General features: G+C 54.1%; 16 protein-coding genes and 1 tRNA gene. 10 read left to right on the forward strand and 7 right to left on the reverse strand.

Annotated features, from left to right (window positions below; translation table 11 throughout):
- Positions 1-729: 729 nt before the first annotated feature.
- Entirely contained in the window at positions 730-1,635 is a 906-nt protein-coding gene (locus RBB80_RS22025) for a carboxypeptidase regulatory-like domain-containing protein (RefSeq protein ID WP_433964510.1), read from the forward strand.
- Positions 1,590-4,412 carry a TonB-dependent receptor domain-containing protein gene (locus tag RBB80_RS22030; protein ID WP_433964511.1) on the forward strand — a complete coding sequence of 941 codons (2,823 nt, stop codon included), beginning with the start codon at positions 1,590-1,592 and terminating at the stop codon, positions 4,410-4,412. The genes RBB80_RS22025 and RBB80_RS22030 overlap by 46 nt, the downstream gene beginning before the upstream one ends.
- A 284-nt stretch (positions 4,413-4,696) precedes the next feature.
- Here RBB80_RS22030 and RBB80_RS22035 read toward each other — a convergent pair whose 3' ends face one another.
- The 5 genes from RBB80_RS22035 to RBB80_RS22055 all read right to left on the reverse strand — a co-directional run bounded on the left by RBB80_RS22035 (position 4,697) and on the right by RBB80_RS22055 (position 13,044).
- Positions 4,697-5,170, reverse strand: coding sequence for a hypothetical protein (locus RBB80_RS22035; RefSeq protein WP_433964512.1), 474 nt, complete (start codon positions 5,168-5,170; stop codon positions 4,697-4,699).
- The gene (locus RBB80_RS22040; protein WP_433964513.1) at positions 5,125-5,934 is read right to left on the reverse strand and encodes a hypothetical protein; all 810 of its coding nucleotides are present in this window, start codon (positions 5,932-5,934) and stop codon (positions 5,125-5,127) included. The genes RBB80_RS22035 and RBB80_RS22040 overlap by 46 nt, the downstream gene beginning before the upstream one ends.
- 218 nt (positions 5,935-6,152) lie before the next feature.
- Complete coding sequence (locus RBB80_RS22045) at positions 6,153-9,866, reverse strand: BadF/BadG/BcrA/BcrD ATPase family protein (protein ID WP_433964514.1); 3,714 nt, start codon at positions 9,864-9,866, stop codon at positions 6,153-6,155.
- Positions 9,867-9,911: 45 nt separating this feature from the next.
- The gene (locus RBB80_RS22050) at positions 9,912-11,696 is read right to left on the reverse strand and encodes a hypothetical protein (RefSeq protein WP_433964515.1); all 1,785 of its coding nucleotides are present in this window, start codon (positions 11,694-11,696) and stop codon (positions 9,912-9,914) included.
- Positions 11,697-11,757: 61 nt separating this feature from the next.
- The gene (locus RBB80_RS22055; protein ID WP_433964516.1) at positions 11,758-13,044 is read right to left on the reverse strand and encodes a radical SAM protein; all 1,287 of its coding nucleotides are present in this window, start codon (positions 13,042-13,044) and stop codon (positions 11,758-11,760) included.
- A gap of 781 nt (positions 13,045-13,825) precedes the next feature.
- Between RBB80_RS22055 and RBB80_RS22060 the strand changes: the two genes are divergently transcribed.
- From RBB80_RS22060 to RBB80_RS22085, 6 genes are all read left to right on the forward strand, one after another.
- On the forward strand, positions 13,826-15,634 hold the full coding sequence (locus RBB80_RS22060) for a sigma 54-interacting transcriptional regulator (protein WP_433964517.1): 1,809 nt from the start codon (positions 13,826-13,828) through the stop codon (positions 15,632-15,634).
- 185 nt (positions 15,635-15,819) lie between these two features.
- Positions 15,820-16,125, forward strand: a complete 306-nt coding sequence (locus RBB80_RS22065) for a hypothetical protein (RefSeq protein ID WP_433964518.1) — start codon at positions 15,820-15,822, stop codon at positions 16,123-16,125.
- Between the two features lie 188 nt (positions 16,126-16,313).
- The gene (locus RBB80_RS22070; RefSeq protein WP_433964519.1) at positions 16,314-17,006 is read left to right on the forward strand and encodes a carboxypeptidase-like regulatory domain-containing protein; all 693 of its coding nucleotides are present in this window, start codon (positions 16,314-16,316) and stop codon (positions 17,004-17,006) included.
- Positions 17,003-17,674 (forward strand): hypothetical protein, encoded by a 672-nt coding sequence (locus RBB80_RS22075; protein WP_433964520.1) that lies wholly within the window; start codon positions 17,003-17,005, stop codon positions 17,672-17,674. The genes RBB80_RS22070 and RBB80_RS22075 overlap by 4 nt, the downstream gene beginning before the upstream one ends.
- A gap of 184 nt (positions 17,675-17,858) precedes the next feature.
- Positions 17,859-17,946 (forward strand) — tRNA-Ser (locus RBB80_RS22080).
- 133 nt (positions 17,947-18,079) lie between these two features.
- Positions 18,080-19,486, forward strand: a complete 1,407-nt coding sequence (locus RBB80_RS22085; RefSeq protein WP_433964521.1) for a tyrosine-type recombinase/integrase — start codon at positions 18,080-18,082, stop codon at positions 19,484-19,486.
- A gap of 92 nt (positions 19,487-19,578) precedes the next feature.
- On the opposite strand, the gene RBB80_RS22090 is transcribed toward RBB80_RS22085, so the two are convergent.
- Entirely contained in the window at positions 19,579-21,318 is a 1,740-nt protein-coding gene (locus RBB80_RS22090) for a TonB-dependent receptor domain-containing protein (protein ID WP_433964522.1), read from the reverse strand.
- A 38-nt stretch (positions 21,319-21,356) separates the two neighbouring features.
- A complete protein-coding gene (locus RBB80_RS22095; protein WP_433964523.1) occupies positions 21,357-21,632 on the reverse strand; it encodes a carboxypeptidase-like regulatory domain-containing protein in 276 nt (91 codons plus the stop codon).
- Between the two features lie 405 nt (positions 21,633-22,037).
- Between RBB80_RS22095 and RBB80_RS22100 the strand changes: the two genes are divergently transcribed.
- Positions 22,038-23,288 carry a hypothetical protein gene (locus tag RBB80_RS22100; protein WP_433964524.1) on the forward strand — a complete coding sequence of 417 codons (1,251 nt, stop codon included), beginning with the start codon at positions 22,038-22,040 and terminating at the stop codon, positions 23,286-23,288.
- A 298-nt stretch (positions 23,289-23,586) separates the two neighbouring features.
- Entirely contained in the window at positions 23,587-23,874 is a 288-nt protein-coding gene (locus RBB80_RS22105) for a hypothetical protein (protein ID WP_433964525.1), read from the forward strand.
- Positions 23,875-23,915 lie beyond the last annotated feature (41 nt).

The following is a 23,915-nucleotide window of genomic DNA, read 5'->3' on the forward strand; positions in this document are numbered from 1 at the left end:
TATTGGGGTCTCGTCACGTGTAAAGAGCACTGCAACGACGTTGGAATGCTGTTGATCATCACCAAGGAGCAACTCGTCACATAATTGGAACTATGCAATCGAGCCGCTCCTTGTCTACTTGGCAATTTCGCTGCGAGGCGGAACATTAGTTATCGGCTCCGCCAAATAATTTTGCTAACAATAAGTCACTGGCCTCGACACAGGAACTTACGGTGCAACCATACATCCGGAATGTGTGTTGACTAGTGGACATGTGACGGATAGCGGCGCGGAGTGACGAAGCTAGCCAAGCCCGGGAAGAAGTGGATCAGAGATGACGCACCTGGGGCGAGTTACAAGATTAACTACTGAATCCTTTCTCGGCGACGTCTTCCATCGGTCATCAGTCCTCGGAGCGGAGATTCGTCACCCGTAAATCGACACGCGGATTCTGCCGTTTGTCACATTCTGCGCGACGCTCGTCACAACGCTGTTGTTGGCCGCGGAAGTGTCGGCACATAATGCACTGCACCGGGCTGCGGGTTGTAAATCTGTTTGTTTTGCAAGACGATCAATGCTCCCGGAGAGTGCAGAACAGTACGCGGCACGAGCAGTAACTGCCTTCGCTACGAGTGACTCAAGTGTGACTTGAAGTCAACGGGACGAGGGCCTTCAGGCTTTCCATATGTCGATGATTCGGAGTCGGAACAGAAGGTCGCCTGCGCATCAACACTTGAAGGGAGTCCAGTCATGCTCAGAAACATTTCAGTTCACGCGTCGATTCTTTTCGTCCTGCTTTTTCTGCCTGTTTCTCTAACTCTGCTAACAGCACAGACCGATTCCGGCATTGTGTCGGGATTAGCGGTCGATCAAAGCGGGGCCCTCGTCTCCGATGCGACGGTAACGCTCACGAATACGGGGACAAACGCTGAACGAACGGTGACCACGAATCATAGCGGCGAGTACACGTTTCCCCCTGTGGCTGCCGGCATTTATACGGTCAGGGCGGACGCTCCGGGCTTTCAGCGGTTCGAGGCGCGGGTCGAAGTCACGGTTGGTGGGCACGCATCGGTTCCGATAAAGTTCGCTCTCAGTGGTGCGCAACAGACGGTGACCGTGATCGATCAGGGCGGGACGGCCGTCAATACGCAGACTCAGGAGGTGTCGCAGATCGTGAGCAGTGTCCAGGTCTCGGAGCTGCCTAGCCTCACTCGTAACCCCTACGATTTTGTCTCGATCTCCGGCAACATAAGCTCTGGAGACAAAGTAGCGCAGAGTGGCGCGACAAAGACTACCGGCGACCAGAACGACACGACGCGCGGCGTTGGATATTCGCTCAATGGTCAACGGTCGAGTGGCACAGAGATCTTGTTGGATGGGGTTGAGAATGTCGACTCCTACGTGACCGGGCCTGAGGTCACGGTGCCGATCGATGCGGTGCAGGAGTATCGCATTACGACCAGCAACTTTGAGCCACAGTATGGCCGTGCGTCAGGCGGTGTCGTCAGCGTCGTAACCAAATCGGGGACCAATCGATTTCACGGGGAGCGTGGGAGTTTAATCGCCTCGCGGCCTATACGGCCAATACAGTTCAGAATGCGCAAAGTGGTGTGCCGAAGGGCGGCTACACGCGCAACCAGTTTGGCTACGATGTAGGTGGACCAATCTTGAAAGACCGGCTGTTCTTCTTCCAGAGTACAGAGTGGGTGAGGGTGCGTAGCGCGGGCAATCAGATCTCGCTGGTGCCTACGCCGCAGTATCTGGCGGCATCCAATTCGGCGACGCAGGCTTTCTTCACGCAGTATGGGTCTCCAGCTCCAACTTTTACCCAGACATTGAGTAAGGACGACGTCGTGGCTTCGGGAGTCACTCCAACTCCGGGTGGACCGTTCGATCTGTTGCCTGGCAACACACCGGTATTAGGTATAGCTCCATTCACTTCTCCGACGAACGCCGGGGGCGGCGATCCGCAGAATACCTACTACTTGATTGGACGTGTGGATTTCAACCTGACCCCAAGAACTCAGATGTACGGGCGATATGTCTTTTACAACGAGCTCGATGAAAACGGCTCCATGTTCAGTACACCGTACTCGCAATATAACGTTGGTGCTTCCGAGCGAGACAACGCCGCACTCTTCGGCCTGACCCACGAGTTTTCCGGCTCCCTGGTGTCCAGCACGAAGTTGAGCTTTACTCGTCACACGTTAAGTCAACCGTTCGATACGTCGCAACAAAACACCCCTACCCTGTTTCTTTATAACAATGCGACGATCGGCGGGAATCTGGTTCAGTTTCCTGGCTTTTACAGCCAGTTTGAAGGAACGGGAGGACTTCCATCCGGAGGGCCACAGAATACTGTTCAGATCAGCCAAGACATTGATTGGACGAAGGGTCAACACTCGTTCAAGGCCGGTACTCAATTGCTCTATATCCAGAACAACATCACCTATGGCGCCTATGCGCAGGCAGTTGAGGGAATCGGTACTAGCGCGCCAACGGGCCTGGATAACTTTTTGAACGGCACGCTCTCGATCTTTGAGGGCGCCGTTGACCCACAAGGAGCGCTGCCTTGTGTACGAGACTACGCGACGGGGAATCTCGTACAGACGCCGCAATGCCAGATCACTCTGCCTGCGTCGCAACCCAACTTTGCCCGCAGCGACCGGTTCAAGGATTGGGCGGTGTACGCGCAGGATGCGTGGAAGCTCACTCCGCGCTTCACGCTCAACTATGGCGTGCGCTACGAGTACTACGGGATCCAGCACAATAATAAGCAGGACCTCGACGCCAACTTCTACTACGGGCCAGGTGCATCGCTTCAAGCGCAGATTCGCAATGGCCAGGTGTTCACGGTTCCTAATAGTCCCATCGGTAAATTGTGGAATCCGCAGTACGGCACTGTTGGACCTCGCGTCGGCTTTGCTTACGACATCAACGGTGATGGCAAGACAAGTCTTCGTGGTGGATACGGAATAGCCTACGAGAGGAACTTTGGAAATGTAACGTTCAATGTTATCCAGAATCCGCCCAACTATGCTGTGGTCCAGATCACGACACCGTCACCTATAACGACGAACAACGCTGGTCCTATTGGCGGCTCCAGTGGAACGGTCCCGCTTCCGCCAACCAGCTTGAGAAATGTAGACGAAAATATTCGTACGGCGGCAACGCAGTTCTATAGCCTGACCGTCGAGAGGCAGGTTGCGAATAACATGGTTGCATCCATCGCTTATGTCGGTTCACGGGGGACACATCTTTACGACGTGAAGGGATATAACATGCTTGGCGCCGGGAACGTCTATCTCGGCGACCCCGTTCTGGATGCTAGCGGCAACTTCATCTACTCGCGGCTTAACAATCAATACGGGTCGATCAATAACCGCGGCAGCGAGGGAGATTCTTACTACAACGGCTTGAACCTCGGCTTTCAGATGACAGATCTCGAACGCACGGGGCTCATTATCACAGCGAACTATACTGTCGCGCACTCGACAGACAATCTGAGCTCGACGTTCTCTGAGAGCAATAGCTCGGTCAATGGCATTGGCAATCTTGGTTATCTCGATCCCTTCAATCCTGGGCTGGACCATGGGGCTTCGGACTTCGACATTCGCCAGCGATTCGTTCTTGCACCGATTTACAGAACCCAGTGGTTTAAAAATAGCCACTCCTTCGCCGGGAGACTCCTGGGAGGATATGAGGTCACTGGTATTTACACTGTCCGCACTGGAACGCCATTCTCGGTCTCAGATAGCAGCAACTCGCTGAATCGCAGCGCCGGGGTCGGCATACCACGCTATACGCCGGGCACAACCATCTCGAACTATAGTTTCACTAAAGCGATAGATAAGAATGGCTCCGGCGCGAACCTCTACGACCTTGTCTCTCTTCCCGCAGCCGTAAGCTACGGGAATCCGGGTCTCGGTGGAATATCCGACTTCGGGCCATATCCCTCTGCAATGACCCATCGGAACGCGTTTTCCGGCCCCGGCGCGTGGAACTTTGACCTTGCGGCCAGTAAAAGCCTTCTGATCAGAGAAGGTATCGAGGTCGAACTGAGAGCAGAAGGCTTTGATATCTTCAACCACCATAACCTCTACATTACTGAGTCTAATAACGACGTTGCCAACTACGGCTATGATGGCGCAACCATCCCTATTCAGGCAAAAAAGGTGGCGTCAATGGTGGTGCGAACGATGAGCGTCGTTTCGGTCAGTTTGCTCTCAAGGTTAAGTTCTGAGGCATTCTCCTCTGAGACGCCTTGGCCTCCACGGCAATCTCCAAGCACCGCTGATCACCAGGCCATGATCCGAACAAGCGCCATGCCGGTCGAGATCCGGAAATCAGCATTGAGGATAGAGCGATGTAGCAGGCCCCTGGCATTCTTCGATAACCCCGTCGAATGCATTCTGGTCTGTCGAATGAGATGATCCGTATGGCGGTTGAGCAGTTCTTCCCTGCAGTTGACGTGGACTGCTGATCACCATCGCGCTCTCGTGCGATTTATCCCCGCACTATTCTGGATGCTCCCGGGACTCTGGCAGATGATTTTAGCCTGGGTATCTGTCACCAAGCGCTTTGTAGAGGCTGCCCATCTAGTGCATCTTTATACCGCGAAGTGTATCGAACCCGGAGGGTCCGTGTTCTGTTTGCTGAGATGTTGCTTGTGAAAGCGAAACTGATGATTCGAAGGCGAGCAACGCGATAGGGCTGTTTATTGTCGGATCTTAAGATGGGGCGAGCAAGCTTCTGAGAATGGATTGACCAGGAACGTACCTGCGATTCCAGAGACAAGGATGGTTCCGTCGGAGTTGAAATGTGCGGAGCGGAACTCCTCTTCTGGAAGATCGTTGAGCCTCCTCCAGCTTTCGCCGCTGTCCTGGCTTGTGTAGACGCCTGTGAGCGAGGTCACGACCTCTCGGTTTGGTTTTGACGGGTCGACCTCTATGCTGTAGGCCCGAACGTTGGAACCTGTTTCATCTGTAGTTCTGTGCAGGAGAAACCTTGCGTTGGTTACTCTTCTTACGGTGCCCGGGCCTGAAGGGTTATAGACTCCCCAGCACGCAGCCAAATGGAGACCGCCCACAACACTCATTCCATGTATCGCCGAATCCGGGCCGACTCCATCGACGCGGCTCCATTTCATGGAGTGGAGGTTGAGGAGGTAGACCTGATCGCCGGTTCCCACATAGAGGAAGCCTGGATTGAGTTTTTGGAATCATCAAACTGGACGGAGAGAAGATCCATCTCGGTTGGCAGATGAAGGATGGGCCCATCTTCGATCCATGAGCCGTCGTTGTCTTTGTGGTATTGGAGGAGCTGGGGCTCGCGGTCAAAGTAGCCGTAACCGATGATGAGATGATTTCCGTCGGCCGTTAGTTCGACCACGTTTGCTCTTACGGGGTCACCTGCCTTCTTGGGGATGGGAGTCTTGGGAGGTGCGTCGGGAACGCGAGGACCGGCGATAGGTTTTACCAGAGTCTCAGAGGCATCTGGTTGAGGAAATACCTGAAAGGCTCCCCGTTGCGTTGTGATCACAAAGTACGTTCCGCCGGGAGACACTACGAAGCCGTTACGCAGCCCCTCACCGATGCGCGCATCGAAGTATCTGGAGTCCACTCGTGCGATCTGAGTCCATGTCGCGCCGCCATTGGTAGATTTCGAGATGTACATGGCTCGATCCTGGGACGGGACCTCGCTGCTGAGGTCCGCCGTGAGACCCCAAATCACGTCGGGATCGCCGGAGTCAGGATCGGGGTCGCTGGCTATGGCTTCGATAAAATCACTTGCGAACCGATGACTTCCTGGAAGGCTGGTTACTCGATGAACAAAGCAGCTATCCAGGTCGTCTCCTGCATGGGGTGACGATGAGCTGGCGACAACAGCATGATTCGGAGCGGGAGTTTGAGGTGTTGCAGTCTGTCCCCTCCCCATCAAGGGAGAGGCCATCAACAGGAATAGACCTCTCCTGCTGAGGGCGACGCGACATGTGTGTCTGTGTGCCATGACCAGAACGCCTTCAATGTGGCTGGAACCAACACCTCAAATTTACTGCAAGGTGCAGGATCTGCCGAGCGCATCTGGGCAAAATCGCGGCGGGCAGGCCGCTTTAGTTCATTTCTGGGGGAATTTGCGGGCCATCGGTCTGAAGATCAGTTGATTGGCCGGAATCAATCTCCCGCAACTGCTATCTCGTAGTGATTCCCTGTTTGACTACGGAGGCATTGCTCGAAGGCGGCTAACTGCGTTTCGATGTTGGACTCCGCGTTCCGTCGCTTGATGATGTCTTCGCGATAGCGACGCAGGAAGTAGTCGATCGTCTCAACACGAATACGGATTGAACCGGAAGGCTTGTTTTCATCTAGATCTTTGAAGGAGAAATACGGTGTACCTGATTGTTCGATGATGCCTTCGATCACCCCGTAGATAGGGGCGTCGTGGCCGCATTTGAAGCTTGAGACCTCGAGGGCGACCAGATTTGGATGGCGTGCTGTGAACTTCGCAGCCCATACCTTATGGTTGGTGCTGGTCGAGTAGCGATTCTTCCACACATCACTGATGTCGAGTGGGTGCGTGATCAGACCTGCACGAACCTCTTCTCCGAAGAGCCGATCCAGAAGGTCTTCGTCGAGAGGCAAGGTGCTCTGTGAGAAGACCGGGTAGCCGAGCTTCTGAAACTCTTCCATGATCTCGTGGTTCAGGCCTGGGTCGTGGTGGTAGACCCGGCCCAGCATGACGATGCCGATGCGGTCTTCGCGTTCGAGCTGATCGAGCGTCTCACGCGCTTGTCGCCTGATGTCGGTTTCGCACTCGTGCAGAGATTTGAAACCTACGGCGATGGCCCGCTCGTTCTCTTCTCGGTTGAGGCCGAAGATGGGTCCCCAGGTTTTGAACATCTGGTCGGCGCAGATTTTTTCATCCTGGAGGTTCAGGATTGGATCGAGGTAAAGGACATTGTTCTCGGCGAAGATGTCGCTCTCTTTGGTAAAAGCAGCTTTGACCGTCTCGGGTGTTGCGGTCACAGTCGGGCAGGCGTTCGAACCGGTTAGATTTACGAGATGGGAGTGCAGTACGTCGTACATTGGGAACCAGATTGCGTGAAGAGGCTTCTTTGCGTGCTTGACCACGAGTAAATTGTAGACGTGTGCTATCCCGATCTTCGACGGGTAGCAGGGATCGATTGCGCCGCGGCTTGCGCCCGCGCGGTAAAGCTCTGGCGTTGTGTAATCGGAATAGATTATGTTTTCGGATTTCAGCCCGAGGCTAGTGAAGTATGCGTTGAAGAATGGCGCGTAGGTGTAGGTGTTCAAAAGACGTGGGATGCCCACACGGAAGTCTTTGCGCTGCGTCATTCGGGTGGCACGTTCCTTAGTGGCCTTTGAGATGAACAAACCTTTGGTGGACGGCAATGGATCCGAGACAACTTCAACATCACGTTGACGGAAGACATCGTGGGCCGCGATGTCGACGTAGTTCGGATTGACGGCTTTGATCTCGTCGATGTCGGCTTTGATGTCCTTCATCTCGTCGAGGTCTTCGACGGTTCCCTTTTCGCAGGTTGCGATGATCAGACGCTGTTCACCTTTTCGTAGAGGAACTTTGGTTTTACGATGCTGGAATTCTGCGGGCTTTGGTAGTTCGACCACTTTGCTTGATCCAGGCGCAAGTTGGATCTGAACGAGCGGCTCGATCTTTGCCTTGAACACAGATGGAGAACTGTGGCTTCCACTTGTGCTGCATGACCCGTGAGACTCGACGGGAGGGAGATTGGCTTCGATTTGTTCGAGCGTCGGCAGAGTGTTCATGACTACCGCAACTTCTGCCGGAGTGGCGGCGCGATCTTCATGGACAGCATGGGCGTGAGAGTGTTCGGAGTTTTGTTGTCCGGTCACATCGACGTCGATGAAGGTGCGAAGGCAGTTGTTTTTACAGAAGTAGCAGCGTGTTTCTTCGTTGCGCGTAGTGCGGTAGCGAATATTCGCGACAGCCTCGAGGCCGACGAATGAGGTTTGCCGACCGTTGCGCCAGAGACGCAGAGACTCCTGGGCCGCGCCGATTGCGCCGGATTCGCCACAGTGCTCGTGGACTATGATCTCCGGCTCTTTGCCGTTGGCGCGGAAGCTTGATTTGATGAAGTCCACTTCGGCTTTGACTACGGCAAGATTATTTTGCGTTCCGCCTTGAAGCACGAAACGTGAACCGAGAGCTGCCAGATTTGGGATGCTGGCGACATATAGAAAGACATTTTTGGGTAGCACATCTGCTAGACCTGCGAGGATCTCCTCCGAGCGCCAGCCTTGACGTTGGAAGTTAACGATGTCCGACTGCATGAAGACAGCGCAACCGTAGCCGAAGGATGGCATCGATTTTGCGGAGAAGGCCAGATCGGCGAAGTCCTCGACTTTCATGCCGAATCCCTCGACAGTCGATTGCAGAAAGTATCCGTTCCCTGCTGAGCACTGAGTGTTTAGTTTGAAGTCTTTTACGCGACCGTCTTTTAGGACGATGAGTTTGATGTCCTGGCCCCCCACATCCACGATGACGTGGGGATCGTCATAGAATTTCAGCGCTGATTCTGTATGGGCCACGGTTTCGACGAGCGCCACATCTGCGTTTAACACATCCTTGATGATGTCCTTTGCGTAGCCGGTTGAGCCGACGCCGAGCACCTCGAGGGTGGCACCTTTGCTCTCGATCTGCTCTCGCAGGTTCTCAAACATCTCGATCGTATCCTGAATCGGATTGCCGTTTGAAAGCTGGTAGGTCTTGCAGAGAATCTCTCCATCCGTACCGAGTACGACTGCCTTGGTCGAAGTGGAACCGCCATCGATTCCGACGAATCCGGAGACGACTTGACCTGGCAGAAACTCCGCCGGGGTGAACTTCTTTCTCTTGTACTCGGACTTGAAGGCAACGAGTTCTGCGTCCTCTGCGACGAGGCCCTTTCCTCCTGATATGGCCTTCTCTTCTGCGCGACCGTAGTCGATGTAATAGACAAGCTTGTCGGCGCCAACATATTGTCCTACCTCTGGCTCTTCCTCTTTACCGAACTCGACCGACCCCAGAGCCGCGAAGTATTGGGCGTTTTCAGGGACTTTGATCAACTCTTCGGGAGTCATGCCGTCGGGAATCTCGACTTTGCGCTCCTTCCACATGCGCGGAATGTTGGTCTGCCACGCTTCGCGCATGCCGCGGATAAAGCCGTTCGGGCCGCCAAGCAGAAGGACGTGCGGACGAAGCGTGTGCCCTCGAGTCAGGACGCTGAGATTTTGCAGCACGATGGCTTCAAAGAGCGAGGCCATCAGTTCGTCCGAAGGGGTGCCGGTTTTCTGCAGGCCATTGATGTCGGTTTCTGCGAAGACACCACACTTCCCTGCTACCTTGTGCAGCTTGATATCGTGGTATCCCTGATTCGCTAGCTCTGCTGCAGGAATTTTCAGCTTGGCGTTGATCTTGTCGATGACCGCTCCTGTGCCGCCGGCGCATTTGTCGTTCATCGATGGGATCTTCTTCTTGCGGCCCGTCTCTTCGTCGTCTTTGAAGACAATGATCTTCGCGTCCTGTCCGCCTAACTCGATGACGGAGTACACCTCGGGATGAAGTTTTTCGACGGCGAGTGAGACAGCATGGACCTCCTGGACGAACTTGGCGCCGATCATCTCGGCGATTGTTCCCCCACCAGATCCTGTGATGAAGATGCGTGTATTACCCGGTGAGATTCCGGTGTCCGCTTCCATGCGGCGCAGGAACTCGAGGACCTTTTCTGGTTGGCGCGTCTCGTGACGCTGGTAGTCCTGCCAGATGGTCTTGTCAGACGCGGCATCAACCACAATCGCCTTAACGGTTGTAGAACCTACGTCCAGGCCAACCAGAAACTGGTCCATTCTCTTCTCCTTAGTGACGATTCTTCGAATGGAAAGCTAGACTGCTTACGCCACTTGCCGCAGTGGCGCAGACGTGCGAGCCGTTCGGCGATAAGCGCTGTCTTTGTCGATGAGGTCGCTGACGTGCCAGGCAAACTGGGCTGCAGTCCCCGCGATGCCGTTCCGATGCGGAACCTTATAGAGTGCTTGCTTCAGGATGGGATGATGCTCAACGTAGGCTCGCAGTTCTTCGAGGGATTTCCCTGTCTGCTCCAGAACGCCGTCGAATTCAGCGCGTGCTTTAGCCTTAGCTTCGGCGAGCGCCATTTGAACTCGGCTGTGCGCGTTCACTTCGCCCTCACCTGAGGTTTCTATCGGCAGGAAGATCATGTCTTTGTACTTGTTCACGACTCTGGATTGAACCCCGTCGGATTGTGTGGAGGGCATGCAACCGAAGGGTTTCAAAGCGAGGACCATGTGGCACAGGTGATTCACGGTGTAGTAGACGTTCTTGCCGACTTCCATGTAGCCCTCTCCACCGCGAGCGAGCTGATGGTAGAAGGGATGTGCCAGGCGCGAGAGTTCTTTTGCGGAATCAGATGATGGGCCGTGTCTCCCAGATGTTTGATGGTGCGATGATAGAAGAAGGTCCACATGGCGCTGCCGGCGCTGAGGCCTCCTGTTTTTTGAATACTTTGAAGTCGTTTGCGAGACGTTTTTAAGCTCGTACCACTTGGGGTCGCGGTAGGGAGCCTCGGCGTCCGCGCGGGCCTTCGCTCCTTCTTTGGCGACGTACATCATGTAAGCGATCCAGGTGGCGATGGGTTCGACCAACACCTGTGCGCCTTCTTTTTCGAGGAAGGCAAACATATTGAAGTTGCCGTCCCCCTCGGTGGTCTGAGCCCAGAACTCGCCGGTAATCTTGATGACTGGCTTTACGCGAAGGCGGTCTACTTCGATTGCGTTGATGCTGTCGCGGCATGTGTGGAGGGCGTCGACATATTCTTTTCCATATAGATTATGACCGACCTTCCCAAGAGTGCAGCCAATGCCGGATAGCATCTTATTCTTCTCGATGTACGGTCTTGCCCACGCTGGGGCCGCCTCCATGATGTGCCAGCGCTTGCGGTCACGCAGCGTATCGGTTAATACCTTCACCGAATCATGTATGACGCGGTCGGTCTCACCTTTATTCACTTCGAAGGGGCGGACCTGATAGACCAGTTCGTTGATTACGTCTCCGAGATTGAGCGCATTCAACATTCCCATCCCGAAGTCGACTGAAAATTTTAGGCCCGGCTCTCCGCTTGCGGCCTTGATGCCGTCGGTCTGTTGGAACAGCAATACGCGGAACCCATCGAAGCCTGCGTTCTGCAGAGCAAATCGGTACTCCGCTTCATACATACCGAAGCGACACGGTCCGCAGGAACCAGCCGTGAAGAAGACATAGTTATCGATAATCTGTTTGCGCGTCTGGCCTTGCTGTTCCAGCATTTGAAGATAGCGCACCAGATTGCCTACGGTGAAGTAGGTCGGATTGCATTGGCCGTTGTTGCCGAACTCTTTCCCTGCCTGAAAATCAGCGACGACCGGGGTGGGAATGTTCTCGCAGCGATAGCCGCTGCCATGGAAGACGGCCTTGATCATCTCCTCATGCTTCCACGTAAGTCCTCCAAAGAGAATCGTGACATAGTCGCGTTCGTCCGCCTTAAACGTGCGCTCTGTCGGCTTCTTGAACTCGCGCATGCGCGCCAATCCAGCTTCGGCACGAAGACGGGCACGTTCGGCGTCGATACGAGCCTGGATCTCTACTTCGAAGTCGGTTTGAACGATCTCTTCGGTTCCCGGCATTTGCGTCTCCTTATACTTGCATTTGTTTTCGATACGGTCGGATCTCGGGATTCGTTGGGCGTTACATCTGGCCTTTCACTCCTTGGAATCCATGGGCTAGCTGTTTGAAGAAATATTTGATGACACGCTGGTCGTTGTAACACCAGCCCAGGATGTGATTGAGAGTTGAGAAGCAGTGCGTCTGGCAGGTCTCTTTTTGATGATCGAGTTGCTTGGTTTCGAATTTGTGATTACCGACCACGCCCCAGTCATAGCTCGCTGTGTACATCGGGAAACATGGAGCCAACGTCCCGTCGACGCGAATGATCATTGAGTTTTGACCGGCGCGGCAGTTCCAGGGAAAGTGGTTACCTTTCATGAAGTCGACCATCTGCCAGAGACGTGAGTTGGAGTTGACCATCTTGTACCCAGCGTCCTGCTTCTGGGTCAACCACTGAATCGTCTCTTCAACAGCCGACCAGTCGTCCTTGGTGATGTAGGTCACATTGTTGGCCGCGTGCTTGAAGTGCTCGTCCTGTTCAAGGAGGGGAGACTCGTTGATGTGATAGTCGGTCGCTATACCGTTGTCATGAGCTATCTCGGTCAATTCCCGAACATCGTCCAGATTGTTGCGGCAGATGTTCATGTTGAGGAAGACGGAGTATCCGTACCCGTACTGCTTTCGCACCAGGTAGTCAAACTGCTTGCGAATCGGGGCAAGCGCCTTCGGCAGTCCTTGTTTTAGGTCGACTGCGTCGACGGCGATGTTAAACGTCGACATGCCGGCGTCGGCCAACTTGTCGATCACATCGGTGCGCAACAGACGCGCGTTGGTGGGAAGATAGATCCAGAAGTTCTTCTTGGCCGCGTAGTAGGTAATGCGGTGAATCAAGTCGGGCCGGAGAAGAGGCTCGCCCCCCATGAAGGCAAGTACTCTGCACCCTGTACCGTGAAGCCAGTCCACGGATCGCTTCGCCGTATCTTCCGTCATTCCCTTCACCTGATTGTCGAAGGCCCAGCAATAGTGGCAATCGAGATTGCACTTAAACTCGGTGAAGAGGTATGCAATGAGTGGATGGAAGTCGCCTGCGGTCACCCTCGAACGGATATAGGGAAAGAGCCAACCCTGCATTGCGTGGTAGATCTGCCCTGGAGCCCATTGTCTCTTTTCCGGTGCGACCCACCCATCACTCCAATCGACTGGCGCGAGGAGTTGAGGATGCTGCGGAAACACAGGGTCGGGAAAAGTTTGTGGTGTTCCAATAGGCTGAAGACCCGGTGTGTTTGCATTGGATTTGGTGAGTAGGTCGTGCAGCGGGACATCGAGTCGAAAGCTCGGTGGTGGTTCGGTGTGTTCCTCGAGGTGCATCCGGGCCCCCTTGAAAAAATAGAGACACTAGTTCTAGATACTGAGAGATGAAGTGCTCATGCGTAGCTTGACCCACCCCAGAGCAACCGCAGGGCCAGAAGGGTCTGCAATTTTGTTTCTACCGTAAGCTCTTGATAAAAAAGAGAGAACGTCCATCGCAGTCTATGTATTACGCGGGGATCCTGCGATGTATGCCAGCCTGTTGACTGGGTGCCAATCAATTGGCAGCGATGAGCGGATCTGAGCTACGCTGTTAATCAACGCAAACGGAAAGTCCCGGATCTATCAATGCTTTGCCACCTTAATCCTTTGATTTTCATCTATCAGAGATCGATGGAAGGAGGGAGGTTATCAGTCGGTTATGAGGAGTTCGGCTCTTCACCATGTTTCCCCGGTCGATATCGCTACAAACGTCGAACAAACAGGGGATCTTTTACGCTTCGCGCACAACCTGGATGCTTATCGCGATCCAGATCGACTTCTGCGTTCCCTGCCTGCGGAACTATCGTCCATTGTGGTCTCTAATACGACCGTCTTGATTCAGATGACCGGTGCGGATCCTTCCTGGCACACGGTAGACGGTGAGAGGTCTGCAATTGGTGTGGAACCCGAGCTACCGCAATGGCGAGATGAGATCAGGGAGTTTTTGACCGCGCATCCGAAGCCCGTCGTCATCGCGTCTCTTGACGGGGAGGCGAGATTTCCAGGGATCGTTGGATTCTTCCGCATGCAGGGAAACCAATCGCTTTGTGTACTTCCTCTGAATAAGGTACTCGCTCGCATGGGGGCGCTCTGTTTTGCAAGAAAGGAACCTAATGGCTTCTCGGAAAGAGAGGTTGGCCTCCTCACTTTCTTAGCGGACTATGTTGGTTTGGCGATTGATGACAGGCTCAATCTGGCACATTCGGAGACCTTTCGGGCACAATTGGAGAGCGAACAGACCAAGCTTAAGCTCATTCTCGATCTGAATAACAGCGTAGTTTCCAACCTGGAACTGGGAGAAGTGCTTCGGTCGGTTTCGCCGAATATTCGCAAAACCATGCGGTTGGAGGGCGTAGCTGTAATGCTGCCCGATACTGCACAGGAACATCTTCAAATCTATGCCGCGGATTTTTCAGATAGTAAAGAGAATCTTTTCCAGCACATGTCGGGGGCGCTCGAAAGCTCCCCCGCGGGACAGGTCTTTCGTTCTGGAAAGCTGTGGGTAGGGGGCATTGAAGAGTGGAACGGATCTGGTTCTGAGAACAGGTCCAGCCTGGGCGATGGCAGGGTGACCATCTGCATGATCCCGCTAATCCGTTGCAAGAATGTATTGGGCGTCCTCTGTTTGGTGAGGGCCCAGAAGAACGGATTTACGAGGGAAGATACTGAATTTCTCTCGCAGATCGCAGGCCAGGTGGCTATTGCCATCGACAATGCATTTGCCTATCAACGCATTACCGAGCTTTCAGACAAACTCACTCAGGAAAAGCTTTACCTTGAAGATGAGATCCGCAGCGAACTCAACTTTGAGGAGATTATTGGGAATAGTGCTGTGCTACGACAGGTGTTACGCCAGGTTGAAGCAGTTGCGCCAACTAACTCAACGGTTCTTATCCAAGGAGAGACGGGAAGCGGAAAGGAACTGATCGCTCGTGCCGTCCACAACCTTAGTCGCCGTCGCGCCCATCCCTTTGTGAAGCTGAACTGCGCTGCCATTCCGACCGGTTTGCTCGAGAGCGAACTCTTCGGGCATGAGAAGGGAGCATTCACGGGCGCCATCGCTCAAAGGATGGGCCGTTTCGAACTGGCGTCGCAAGGGACGATCTTTCTCGATGAAGTAAGTGAGATCCCGCTCGACCTTCAGCCAAAGCTCTTGCGTGTCCTGCAGGAGCGGGAGTTCGAACGGTTAGGAAACTCACGCACCCTGCGCACCGATGCCCGTCTCATTGCAGCTACGAACCGCGATCTAAATGCGATGGTGGAAGAACAAAGTTTTCGATCCGACTTGTTCTACCGGTTGAATGTGTTCCCGATCAATGTTCCGCCACTTAGAGAGCGTAAGGAAGATATCCCTTTTCTCGTCAGGCACTTTGCCCAGCATTTTGCTCGCAATATGTCCAAGGAGATCGATACGATCTCGACCGAGACGATGAATTCGATGGTTAGTTATCCGTGGCCCGGGAATATACGTGAACTCCAGAACGTCATCGAGCGGGCGGTCATTCTATCGAAGGGGCCTGAACTTCAGGTCCCGCTCGCGGGACTGAAGACGAAAACGGTCGATGCGAACGGTCAGGCGAATGGCGCTATGACCCTGGAAGAGATTGAAAGAAAGCATATCTTGTCGATCCTAGAGCAGACTAATTGGGTCTTTGCGGGTCCGAACGGAGCTGCCGCACGACTTGAATTAAGCGTCCCACGCTCCAATTTCGGATGCAAAAGTTGGGAATCACTCGCCCTAGAAAGCTCTGACACTTTGAAGTTGGGACGAAAGAAGCCCGTGAAACGCGTGCCAACGATCTGGCATCGTGCCGACGTATCGGCATCTGCCCGGGATCGTTCGACATGTCGATTTGTTAGTAATCGCCTCAACTGCCAACATCAATAGAGTGATCGCATTTTAGGTATGCGGATTGCTTACAGGGAGATGCAAGGTATGACCTGCGAGATCGGGAAAAACCAGGTGTGTCAGGACGCCGCCAACTCTCGGGCATGCAATCCGGATCGGAGAATTAGTGATGTAGTGAATCTGGAAGATACTCACCGACACATCGGGTTGTAAGGACGAGCAAGATGTTACGAATCACGATGACCGAGGACAAGTCGGAGCAGCGGTGGGTGCTTCAAGGTCGGCTGACAGCATCGTTTCTTCAAGAACTGATAGCAAGTTGGCGCGCCAATCGAGATCGTCGGCCGACTTTGAACCGTGTTGTTGATCTTGACGAGGTTACGTGCATCGATAAAGACGGTGAACAGGTCCTCCTCATGATGATTGGGGATGGAGCAAGGTTCGTAGCAAGCGGGTTGTATACCAAGCACCTGCTGGAATCACTTTCAAAAAGCAGCGCGAACTCTCAGATCGAGTCCAAAAAAGCGTAAGCAGAGGGTGAGATGTCGGGTGTTCGAACTGCCTTCAGCAGAATCCAAAATTCATGGCTGGCGCCAGGGCTCGATAGTTGCGTGGGTCTGGACTGGATCTTTTCGGGCTCAGGCACGGATTCAGCATAAGGGTTCCGTTCTCACTAATAGGAATCTGAGACGTCTTATTTTTGGTGAGGTGACATTTCGTGTCCACAAACCGAATGGTCTGCCCTGATCGACGCAACGATTCGATGCTTTTCTTTGTGATTCTGGTTTCTACCTTGCTCGGTCAGCAGGCGCCTTGCCGCGCCAAAGTGGGGGCGCTACAGGGGCAGGCGCGCCGAAATACGAGTTCAGGGGCTCCAGACCTTGTGTCGGGCACGGTCATAAATGCTGCCATTGATCAACCGGTTAGGAGAGCCTTGGTTCGGTTGAATAACCGAGCAGTATTGACGGATGGCGAAGGGAGGTTTCGGTTCGAACAGACCGAAGAGGGCAGCGTGAACATTCTGATTACCAAGCCCGGGTTTTATGTGAGTCCGGAGTATGGCGACCTCGGTAATCTTTATCTACAATCCCCCGAACTAGCAGCTCCGCTTGAGCTTCGAATCTATCCGGAAGCGCTGCTTACCGGCGTGGTGCTGGCTCCCGATGGAACCCCGCTTCCAAATATTTCGGTGAATGCGATGAGAAGCGTGTACGACGATTCGGGGCGTCGTTGGATGCCCGTTGATCAGCGCCAGACAGACTCACATGGACGTTTCCGAATTCCTATCCCAACTGGCGAATACAGAGTGCCAACGCAGTACTCCTCACCGAACTCGACCATCCGGGTTCAAACGGCCCGCGCGCAATTTCGGTTAGGACCCGTCGAGACGCACAAGGAGAATTTGATGTGAGTGGACTGACTCCGGGGCTGTACCAGGTCAGGCTTTTGCTGCCAGGCGAGGAGGGGCATTCCGCGATGGTCGACGTGACGGCCAACTCTGTTCGAACACTCGATCTCGGTGCTCCGGCGCATGATATCGCGAGAATCACGATCCACATCGATGGATTTACCGGTGCTCCCGCCGAAGAGTTAGGCGACAGACGCGGCGGTGGGTTTCGCGTCAACCTGATCGATACTAATACGCAACGCGGGACGTTCTCTTCCACGGAAGATGAAGACCGGTTTGCAGGCCGACGCATCTCGAGAAAACCAACCACAGACCGTACCATTGAGGTTCCTCCGGGGCGGTACGAAGTTGCTTTGCAGGGAGGACGGAACGTCTACCTGGTTGAACTATCTGCCAAGGGAGCCGACGCCTCGGGACGGTATGTGACGGCACCCGCAGGCGAGACGGCACTTACGGCACAGATTGCGAAAGGCCGTATGAACGGTAGCGGAATAAGAACGTCTGAAGGAAAACCTGTGATGGGGGCCAAGGTCCTGCTGGTTCCTACTACGATTGAAGAGCCTTACTCCATTCGTTTTTTGCGGCAGGACCAGAGCAATACAGATGGGAGTTTCGATATCGAAGATGTAATTTCGGGCCAATACATTTTGATCTCCATCGATCGCGGATGACAGATCAACTGGGGAGATTCATTGACGCTGCGGCGCTATCTGACAAAAGGTGTGCCGATGGAACTGAAACCGAATGCAACCGTGAAGCAGAATGTAGTTGCCCAGACTCCATGAGAGTTGGGAATGGGAAGGGTCATCGGAAGCCTTCAAGTTGTGTTAGATTCAAAAAGGCCCGCAATACTGCGGAGAGATGGCCGAGTGGCTGAAGGCGCACGCTTGGAAAGCGTGTATACCGCAAGGTATCCAGGGTTCGAATCCCTGTCTCTCCGCCATACTCATGTAAAGCATTCAGAATCAATGGATTACGGTAGATAAAATTCGGTGCTACCAGCCGTGCTACCAATCTTTCCAGACATAGTCGTAATCGCCGAGAGCGCTTGGGTATTAGCCCCCGAGGGTTAATCCATGAGATCGTCACCTGTCTCTCTCTATCTGCGCGTCCGATCACCTGAAGGCGGTTGGCTCTACGCTCGATCTGTAACCGCATCCAACGGCCGCATCCGGCCACTCCACGCTCTTATCGATGGTAAGCCGGTCTATCGCGACGAAGGCGTCTACCACCTCCGATACAGCCTGAATGGCAAACGCATCTGGCAGCCGATCGGCAGTGACGCTCCCTTGGCACAGGTAGCTCTCCAGCGGAAGACGGTGGAGTTGCAGGCAGTGAACCTGGGTCTAGCCGTTCCCGAGCTGATTCTTCCGGAGCTGGCTACTCCCGAACCAGTTCTCTTCCCTGCAGCCAAAACGAACCTCCGCGAGTCCATCGCGGAATACCTGGCCGACACTGCCGCTGGTAAGTCCAGGAAGACCCTGTACGCCTACACTCGCACCCTGAAGACCTTCGCCGCCGTTTGTCCAAAGCAGTATCTCGAACAGATCGACCGGCGGGATCTCCTCAACTACATTGCCCATCTTAGGCGGTCTGGCAACGTACCCCGGACGGTCGCGAACAGAGTTGATTTCCTCCACATCTTCTTTAACCACAAGAAAATTTCGTGGCCGCTCGAAAAGACAGATCGGATCAAGTACACAGAGAAGATTGTCTCCTCCTACCAACCCGAAGAAATCACCAAACTGCTGGCAGCAGCCGACCAGGAGGAATCGGAGATCTTCCAGTTCTTCCTGTTCACTGGGAGTCGTGACCAGGAGGTGCAGTACGCCACGTGGCGGGATGTGGACTTCTCGGCCAAGACCTTCACCGTTTCCGAAAAGCTCGATCTGCAGTGGTCCCCGAAGGACTCCGAAGAGGGGTCGATCCCGATTCCCGATTCTTTGGTGGAGGCGCTGCAGAACCGGCGCAAGCGATATCCGGGGACACGATTGATCTTCCCGACAACCCACGGCAAGCCCAATGGCCACTTTCTTCGCGGCCTGAAGCGTCTCGCCTTTCGCACCGGCATGAACTGCGGGCATTGCTACAACAAGGTCGGTCAGTGCTGCGCGACCAAGCCGGTGTGCAAGCGGTTCGAGTTGCATCGGTTCAGGAAAACTTTTGCCACCATGCACCACGAGGCTGGCGTAGGCGTTGGGAAATGCGACGCGGGGAAGCCTATAAGCGGTTGTGCCGACATAAGCTGCAGAGAGCGTCACTTGTCCTATGGACTGCTCCAGTCCAAGGGACCACGTGCCGAGTCCCGCGTTGCCAAAGTTCCTGCTGATCGCCCCTACGTTGAGTGGAGTTGTTTCTCCTTCGGAAGCATCTGCAATTCCTTGTTCCATACGATCGATATCAACTTCCGTGTTGGCGGGGACATCGTTGGTCCGTCGATTGGCAAAGATGTCTGTACCGTCGGGGGTGTAGACGCGGGGTAACTGCGCTGGAGTGAACTGAAATCCGTAGGGGACAAATGCCGTCGGTCCAGCCGTTACACGTGGGTAGAACACGAACGGCAGATTGCCCGTTATCATGTTGTCCTGCCAGATATTGGGGGAATCGTGGTCAAAGCTGCGCCGGCATGGAGCACTAGGGTCGGGCGTAAGCGATAGTCAGCTTGCAGACGTGGCGCCCAATTATTCATTCGCGTACGGTACCTGGGTTCAGGATTAATCAAGAAAACCTGGCCTCCGCCAGCAGATGGGTAAAATCCGGAAGTACGATTGGCCCGGTCCGATATCGGCGTGTAGAGTTCGAAGCGCATTCCATAGCCGATCGTGAGGCGGCTTGTGGCTTTCCAGGTATCTTGCGCGTAGGCTGCGATCGCAGTTCGGTTTATCGCAGTGGGGCCTATATTTTGGCCATTCGAGAAATAAGTAGGTGCAACAGCTCGTGTATACGCAAACGCGCTACCGGTAAGGAACCCGGACAGGGTATCAGGCAAAGGATCTCCAACATTGATAGTGTGAGAACCGCTTGCCGATGTGATTTTAACTCCGGAGTACGCCGTTCCTCCACCAAAGTCATATTCCCCGTTTGGGCTGGATCCGAAATAGCCGGAGTCACGGTTCAGTCGGATCTCCGCACCAAGCTTGACCATATGAGCGTGGCGCGAGAACGTTACATTCTCTCGAGCCTGGAATAAGTTTCCGTAGTCTCTCGAAACGGAACCGCCTGGGGCATTGAACGGCTCGAAGAGGGCGTCGTTGAATTTGACGGCTGGATCAGTTGTATTCGAAGTTGGGAAAGAGGGTGTCGTTCGAATAGCACTCAGCGATGATTCGAAGATGAGACTTGGCGATGCAGTGTGTATCCATGTCAACACTCCATTGCGCTGGTGATCGACATATTCCACACCGAAGCTCGAATCTATAACCGTTTGATCTGGATTTGTCGTTGGGCCGCTGAGATTATCGAGAGAGAATCGCGCCATCCAGTGGTCCTTGGCGCCGTTCTGAAAATCAAGCCTGCCGGAAAACTGATCTGCATCCGTATTCACTTTGGATGAAGTTGCGTATGTGTTCGCGCCAAATGTTCCGGCTGGATAATTAGGCACCGGATATCGCGCCAGTATCTGGCTGATCGAGGAGTTCACCGGAACAAAGAGCGTATCTCCTGGAAATGCCGTTGTATCCATCCCCGATCGCTGTTCTGCGGTTGGAACAGAAAGAACCTGGGTCGTTCCCAGGACTTGGCGGAAGCCTTGGTACTCGATGGAATAGAAGAACTGCTTACCGTTGCCGAGCCAACGAGAAATCGGAACAGGACCTCCATTTGTAAATCCAAACTCATTCCTTCTGAAAGGTGGAATGCGCCCCGGGCTTACCGGGGAGGGATGATCGAAGTAATTGCGGGCATCGAGCGCGGAGTTTCTCAGAAATTCGAAAAACGATCCGTGCAGGTCGCTTGTTCCGGATCGAGTCAGGATGTCTGTATAGCCGGATGCGCCACGACCTATTTCAGCCGACATGACGCCGGACGACGATTTGAGGTCAAGGATTGCGTCTACGTTGAAATTAGTGAATGTCCCGCCACCCATTTCGGGGTCACTGATGTCCGCCCCATCCAGCGAGAAAGTTGCCTCCACACCTCGCTGGCCGTTGATCGCGAACTGCTGGGTGAAGTTTGAGGCTCCATTGGTGTCGCTAGACGTTCCCGCAGCTAGTAGCAGAATTTGGCTAAAGTCCCTCTTGTTGAGCGGGATTTCACTCACTCCCTTATTCGTGAGTTGATCGGTGTCAACTACTCTTCCAATCTCCGTACTGGCCATCTCCACCGAGCCGTCGCGGCCCAGCTTGAGCGTTACGCCTATAGACGCTGATGGGATAGAGACTTGGTCGCGCTGCGGTAGAAGTTCCCAGCGGCACGAACAGTCACTGAGTAGAGGCCGACATTTAGGTTTTGGAACGAAAAAGCCCCTTCTGTATTCACAACTGCGGAATAGTGATTCGTGCCCGAGTCGAGCAGCACCGTTCCCTCCTTTGCGGGCAGGAACCCGTTCGTGCGAAGCACACCGTTCCAGTTTGAGGTCGGCGCCTGCGCCCAAACGACAGACGAGAGAGCGTTATCAAAAGGAAAAAGCATGCTTAAAACGACATAAAGCAAAAGAAGAGTGCCGATTTTGGATGAGTTGCTGTTGGCTGACATGGAGACTATCGTGACCACTTTCGTTCCGTGCGGAATCAGAAAGGATGACTCTATCCATTAGGGAACACCGTCATAAGAGCTATCGGGTCCGAACCAATCTCTAGTTCGATAAATACATCCATTTGAGAGACTTACCGTTGGTAACTGACTGATCAAAAAGGAATGTATGATACCCCGGAATCTAGTTGTCAATATGGAATAATGGGGGGTTGACGTTGCTCCCCGGCTCTATGCCGTCGTCGATGGTTCTCCGTCCTTGCTTTTGCGCGGCAACGCGTCGAGGTGGACGCAGCGGCGGTCGTCAAACCGGGAAAAGCAGGAAGAGAATCAGCAGAACCCACAATGCCATCGTTGCCACAATCCGAAAAAGACGCTGGACACAGTCTCGCGCCAGATGCCAGTGCTGTCCGAGATCAGCTGAAGCGGGTTCTTGCACACCCGTTATTCGCGAACAGCAAGCGCTATCCCGTGTTTCTGGCTTATACGGTCGAGCAAACGCTGCTTGGCAATGCGGGAGAATTAAAGGAACGGACGATAGGTGTGGAGGCCTTTGGACGCGAGCCAAACTACGACGTAAACCTTGATCCAGTAGTCCGTACGACAGCGGCCGAAGTCCGTAAGAGGTTGATCCAGTACTACTACAACACAGATCATTTCGGAGAGCTGATAGTCGAACTCTCGGCAGGCTCATACGTTCCCTCCTTCCGGGATCCAACGGTCTCCGCGAACCTCGAATCCGGGTCGCTGGTCTCCCAGAAGAACGGGGTGAGACCTCAGGACTCTCCCACAACCGAGGCTAAATCTGCCGAGGCAGCCTTACCTCCTCCAGTGCTGACCAGGCATCGATGGATATCTATCGCAACATTATTGTTGTTGGCCCTTATCGCAGGATTCGGAATGGGCCGTATCCAAATCCCTCGGAAGCCGTCGAACCTGGAACGCTTTTGGGAACCCGTGACAGCGGCTTCAGGCAAGGTTACATACTGCCTAGGGCAACCGATAGATGCGGTCGATCGAGAGCGCACAACGCCAAACGGAATGCCCCTCTATGGCCGGCTCGATGTCTCGGACGTGATCACGTTGGCGCGATCCATTGTTCCTCTCGTCCCGAAGGGCGGCGATTTTCGCGTTGTTTCCGATTCAGAAATCGGCTATACGCAGCTACGCGAAGGCCCCGTCGTGCTCATTGGTGCCTTCGATAACGTTTGGACCATGCGGATTACCCAGGATCTACCCTTCGGATTCGAGTACGATACGCAGGTGCGAAGGCTCGTAGACCGCAAGAGTCCCGAGAAGAGGTTTTGGACCCTCCAATGGCAGGTGCCTTACACAAAGTTGGCAAAGGACTATGCCATCATCGCCAGGATTCATGACAGCGTAACGGGCCAACCAGTCATTATCATTGCAGGAATTCTAGGGGAAGGTACCGAAGCTGCCAGCGAGGTCGTCTTTAAGCCTGCGTATCTCGATGAGATGTTGAAGAAGGCGCCTAAGAACTGGGACCAACTCAATCTGGAAGCGGTAATCGAAACGAATGTCATCGAAGGCCACGCTGGCCCTCCCACGGTGCTCGCTGTCGAGACCTGGCGGTAGGTGTCCTACCTGTTCATCGATAACGCTATGCCTCCATGTTGGCTGCAGTCGATCCTTTGGGGCGGGTCCCAGTGATTTAGCCGTATGATACACGCCCAAAGACGGCCGACCGCTCCGATGGCAACTTCAAGCAAAATAGACAGTTATTGGAAAAGCGCCATGCTCCTACCCGTTGGAGCTTTTACATCACCTTATTCATATTAGATTCTGCAATCGTAGTCGCCGTTTTCGCACTGCCGCGATTTCTTCTGGCCTTGATTCTCGCCATCGCAGCATTGCCGGGGCGACCTGGAGACAGATGCAGAAATGGAAGTCGCAATTTCCTCTTTTAGTCGTTACAGCAGCCATCATTGGAGTCGGCATCGCGTCGGCTCAGAAAACTAGCCGGCCTTGGATGGATTCACACCTGTCTCCAGGCGAACGCTCAGAGCTGGTCCTGAAACAACTTACTCTTGATGAAAAGTTGGAGCTGGTGCATGGCAACGGTATGTCAGGCGAGTCGCAGTGGCGGATGCCTCTAACACCTCTCACCAATGGCGGCGCTGGTTACACCCAAGGTGTCGAGCGCCTGGGTATTCCTCCCTGATCATCTCGGATGCCGGCTACGGCGTGAGAGCCAGCGGCGCG

Source organism: Tunturiibacter gelidiferens, assembly GCF_051013345.1.
In the GTDB taxonomy this organism is placed as follows: Bacteria; Acidobacteriota; Terriglobia; order Terriglobales; family Acidobacteriaceae; genus Edaphobacter; species Edaphobacter gelidiferens_A.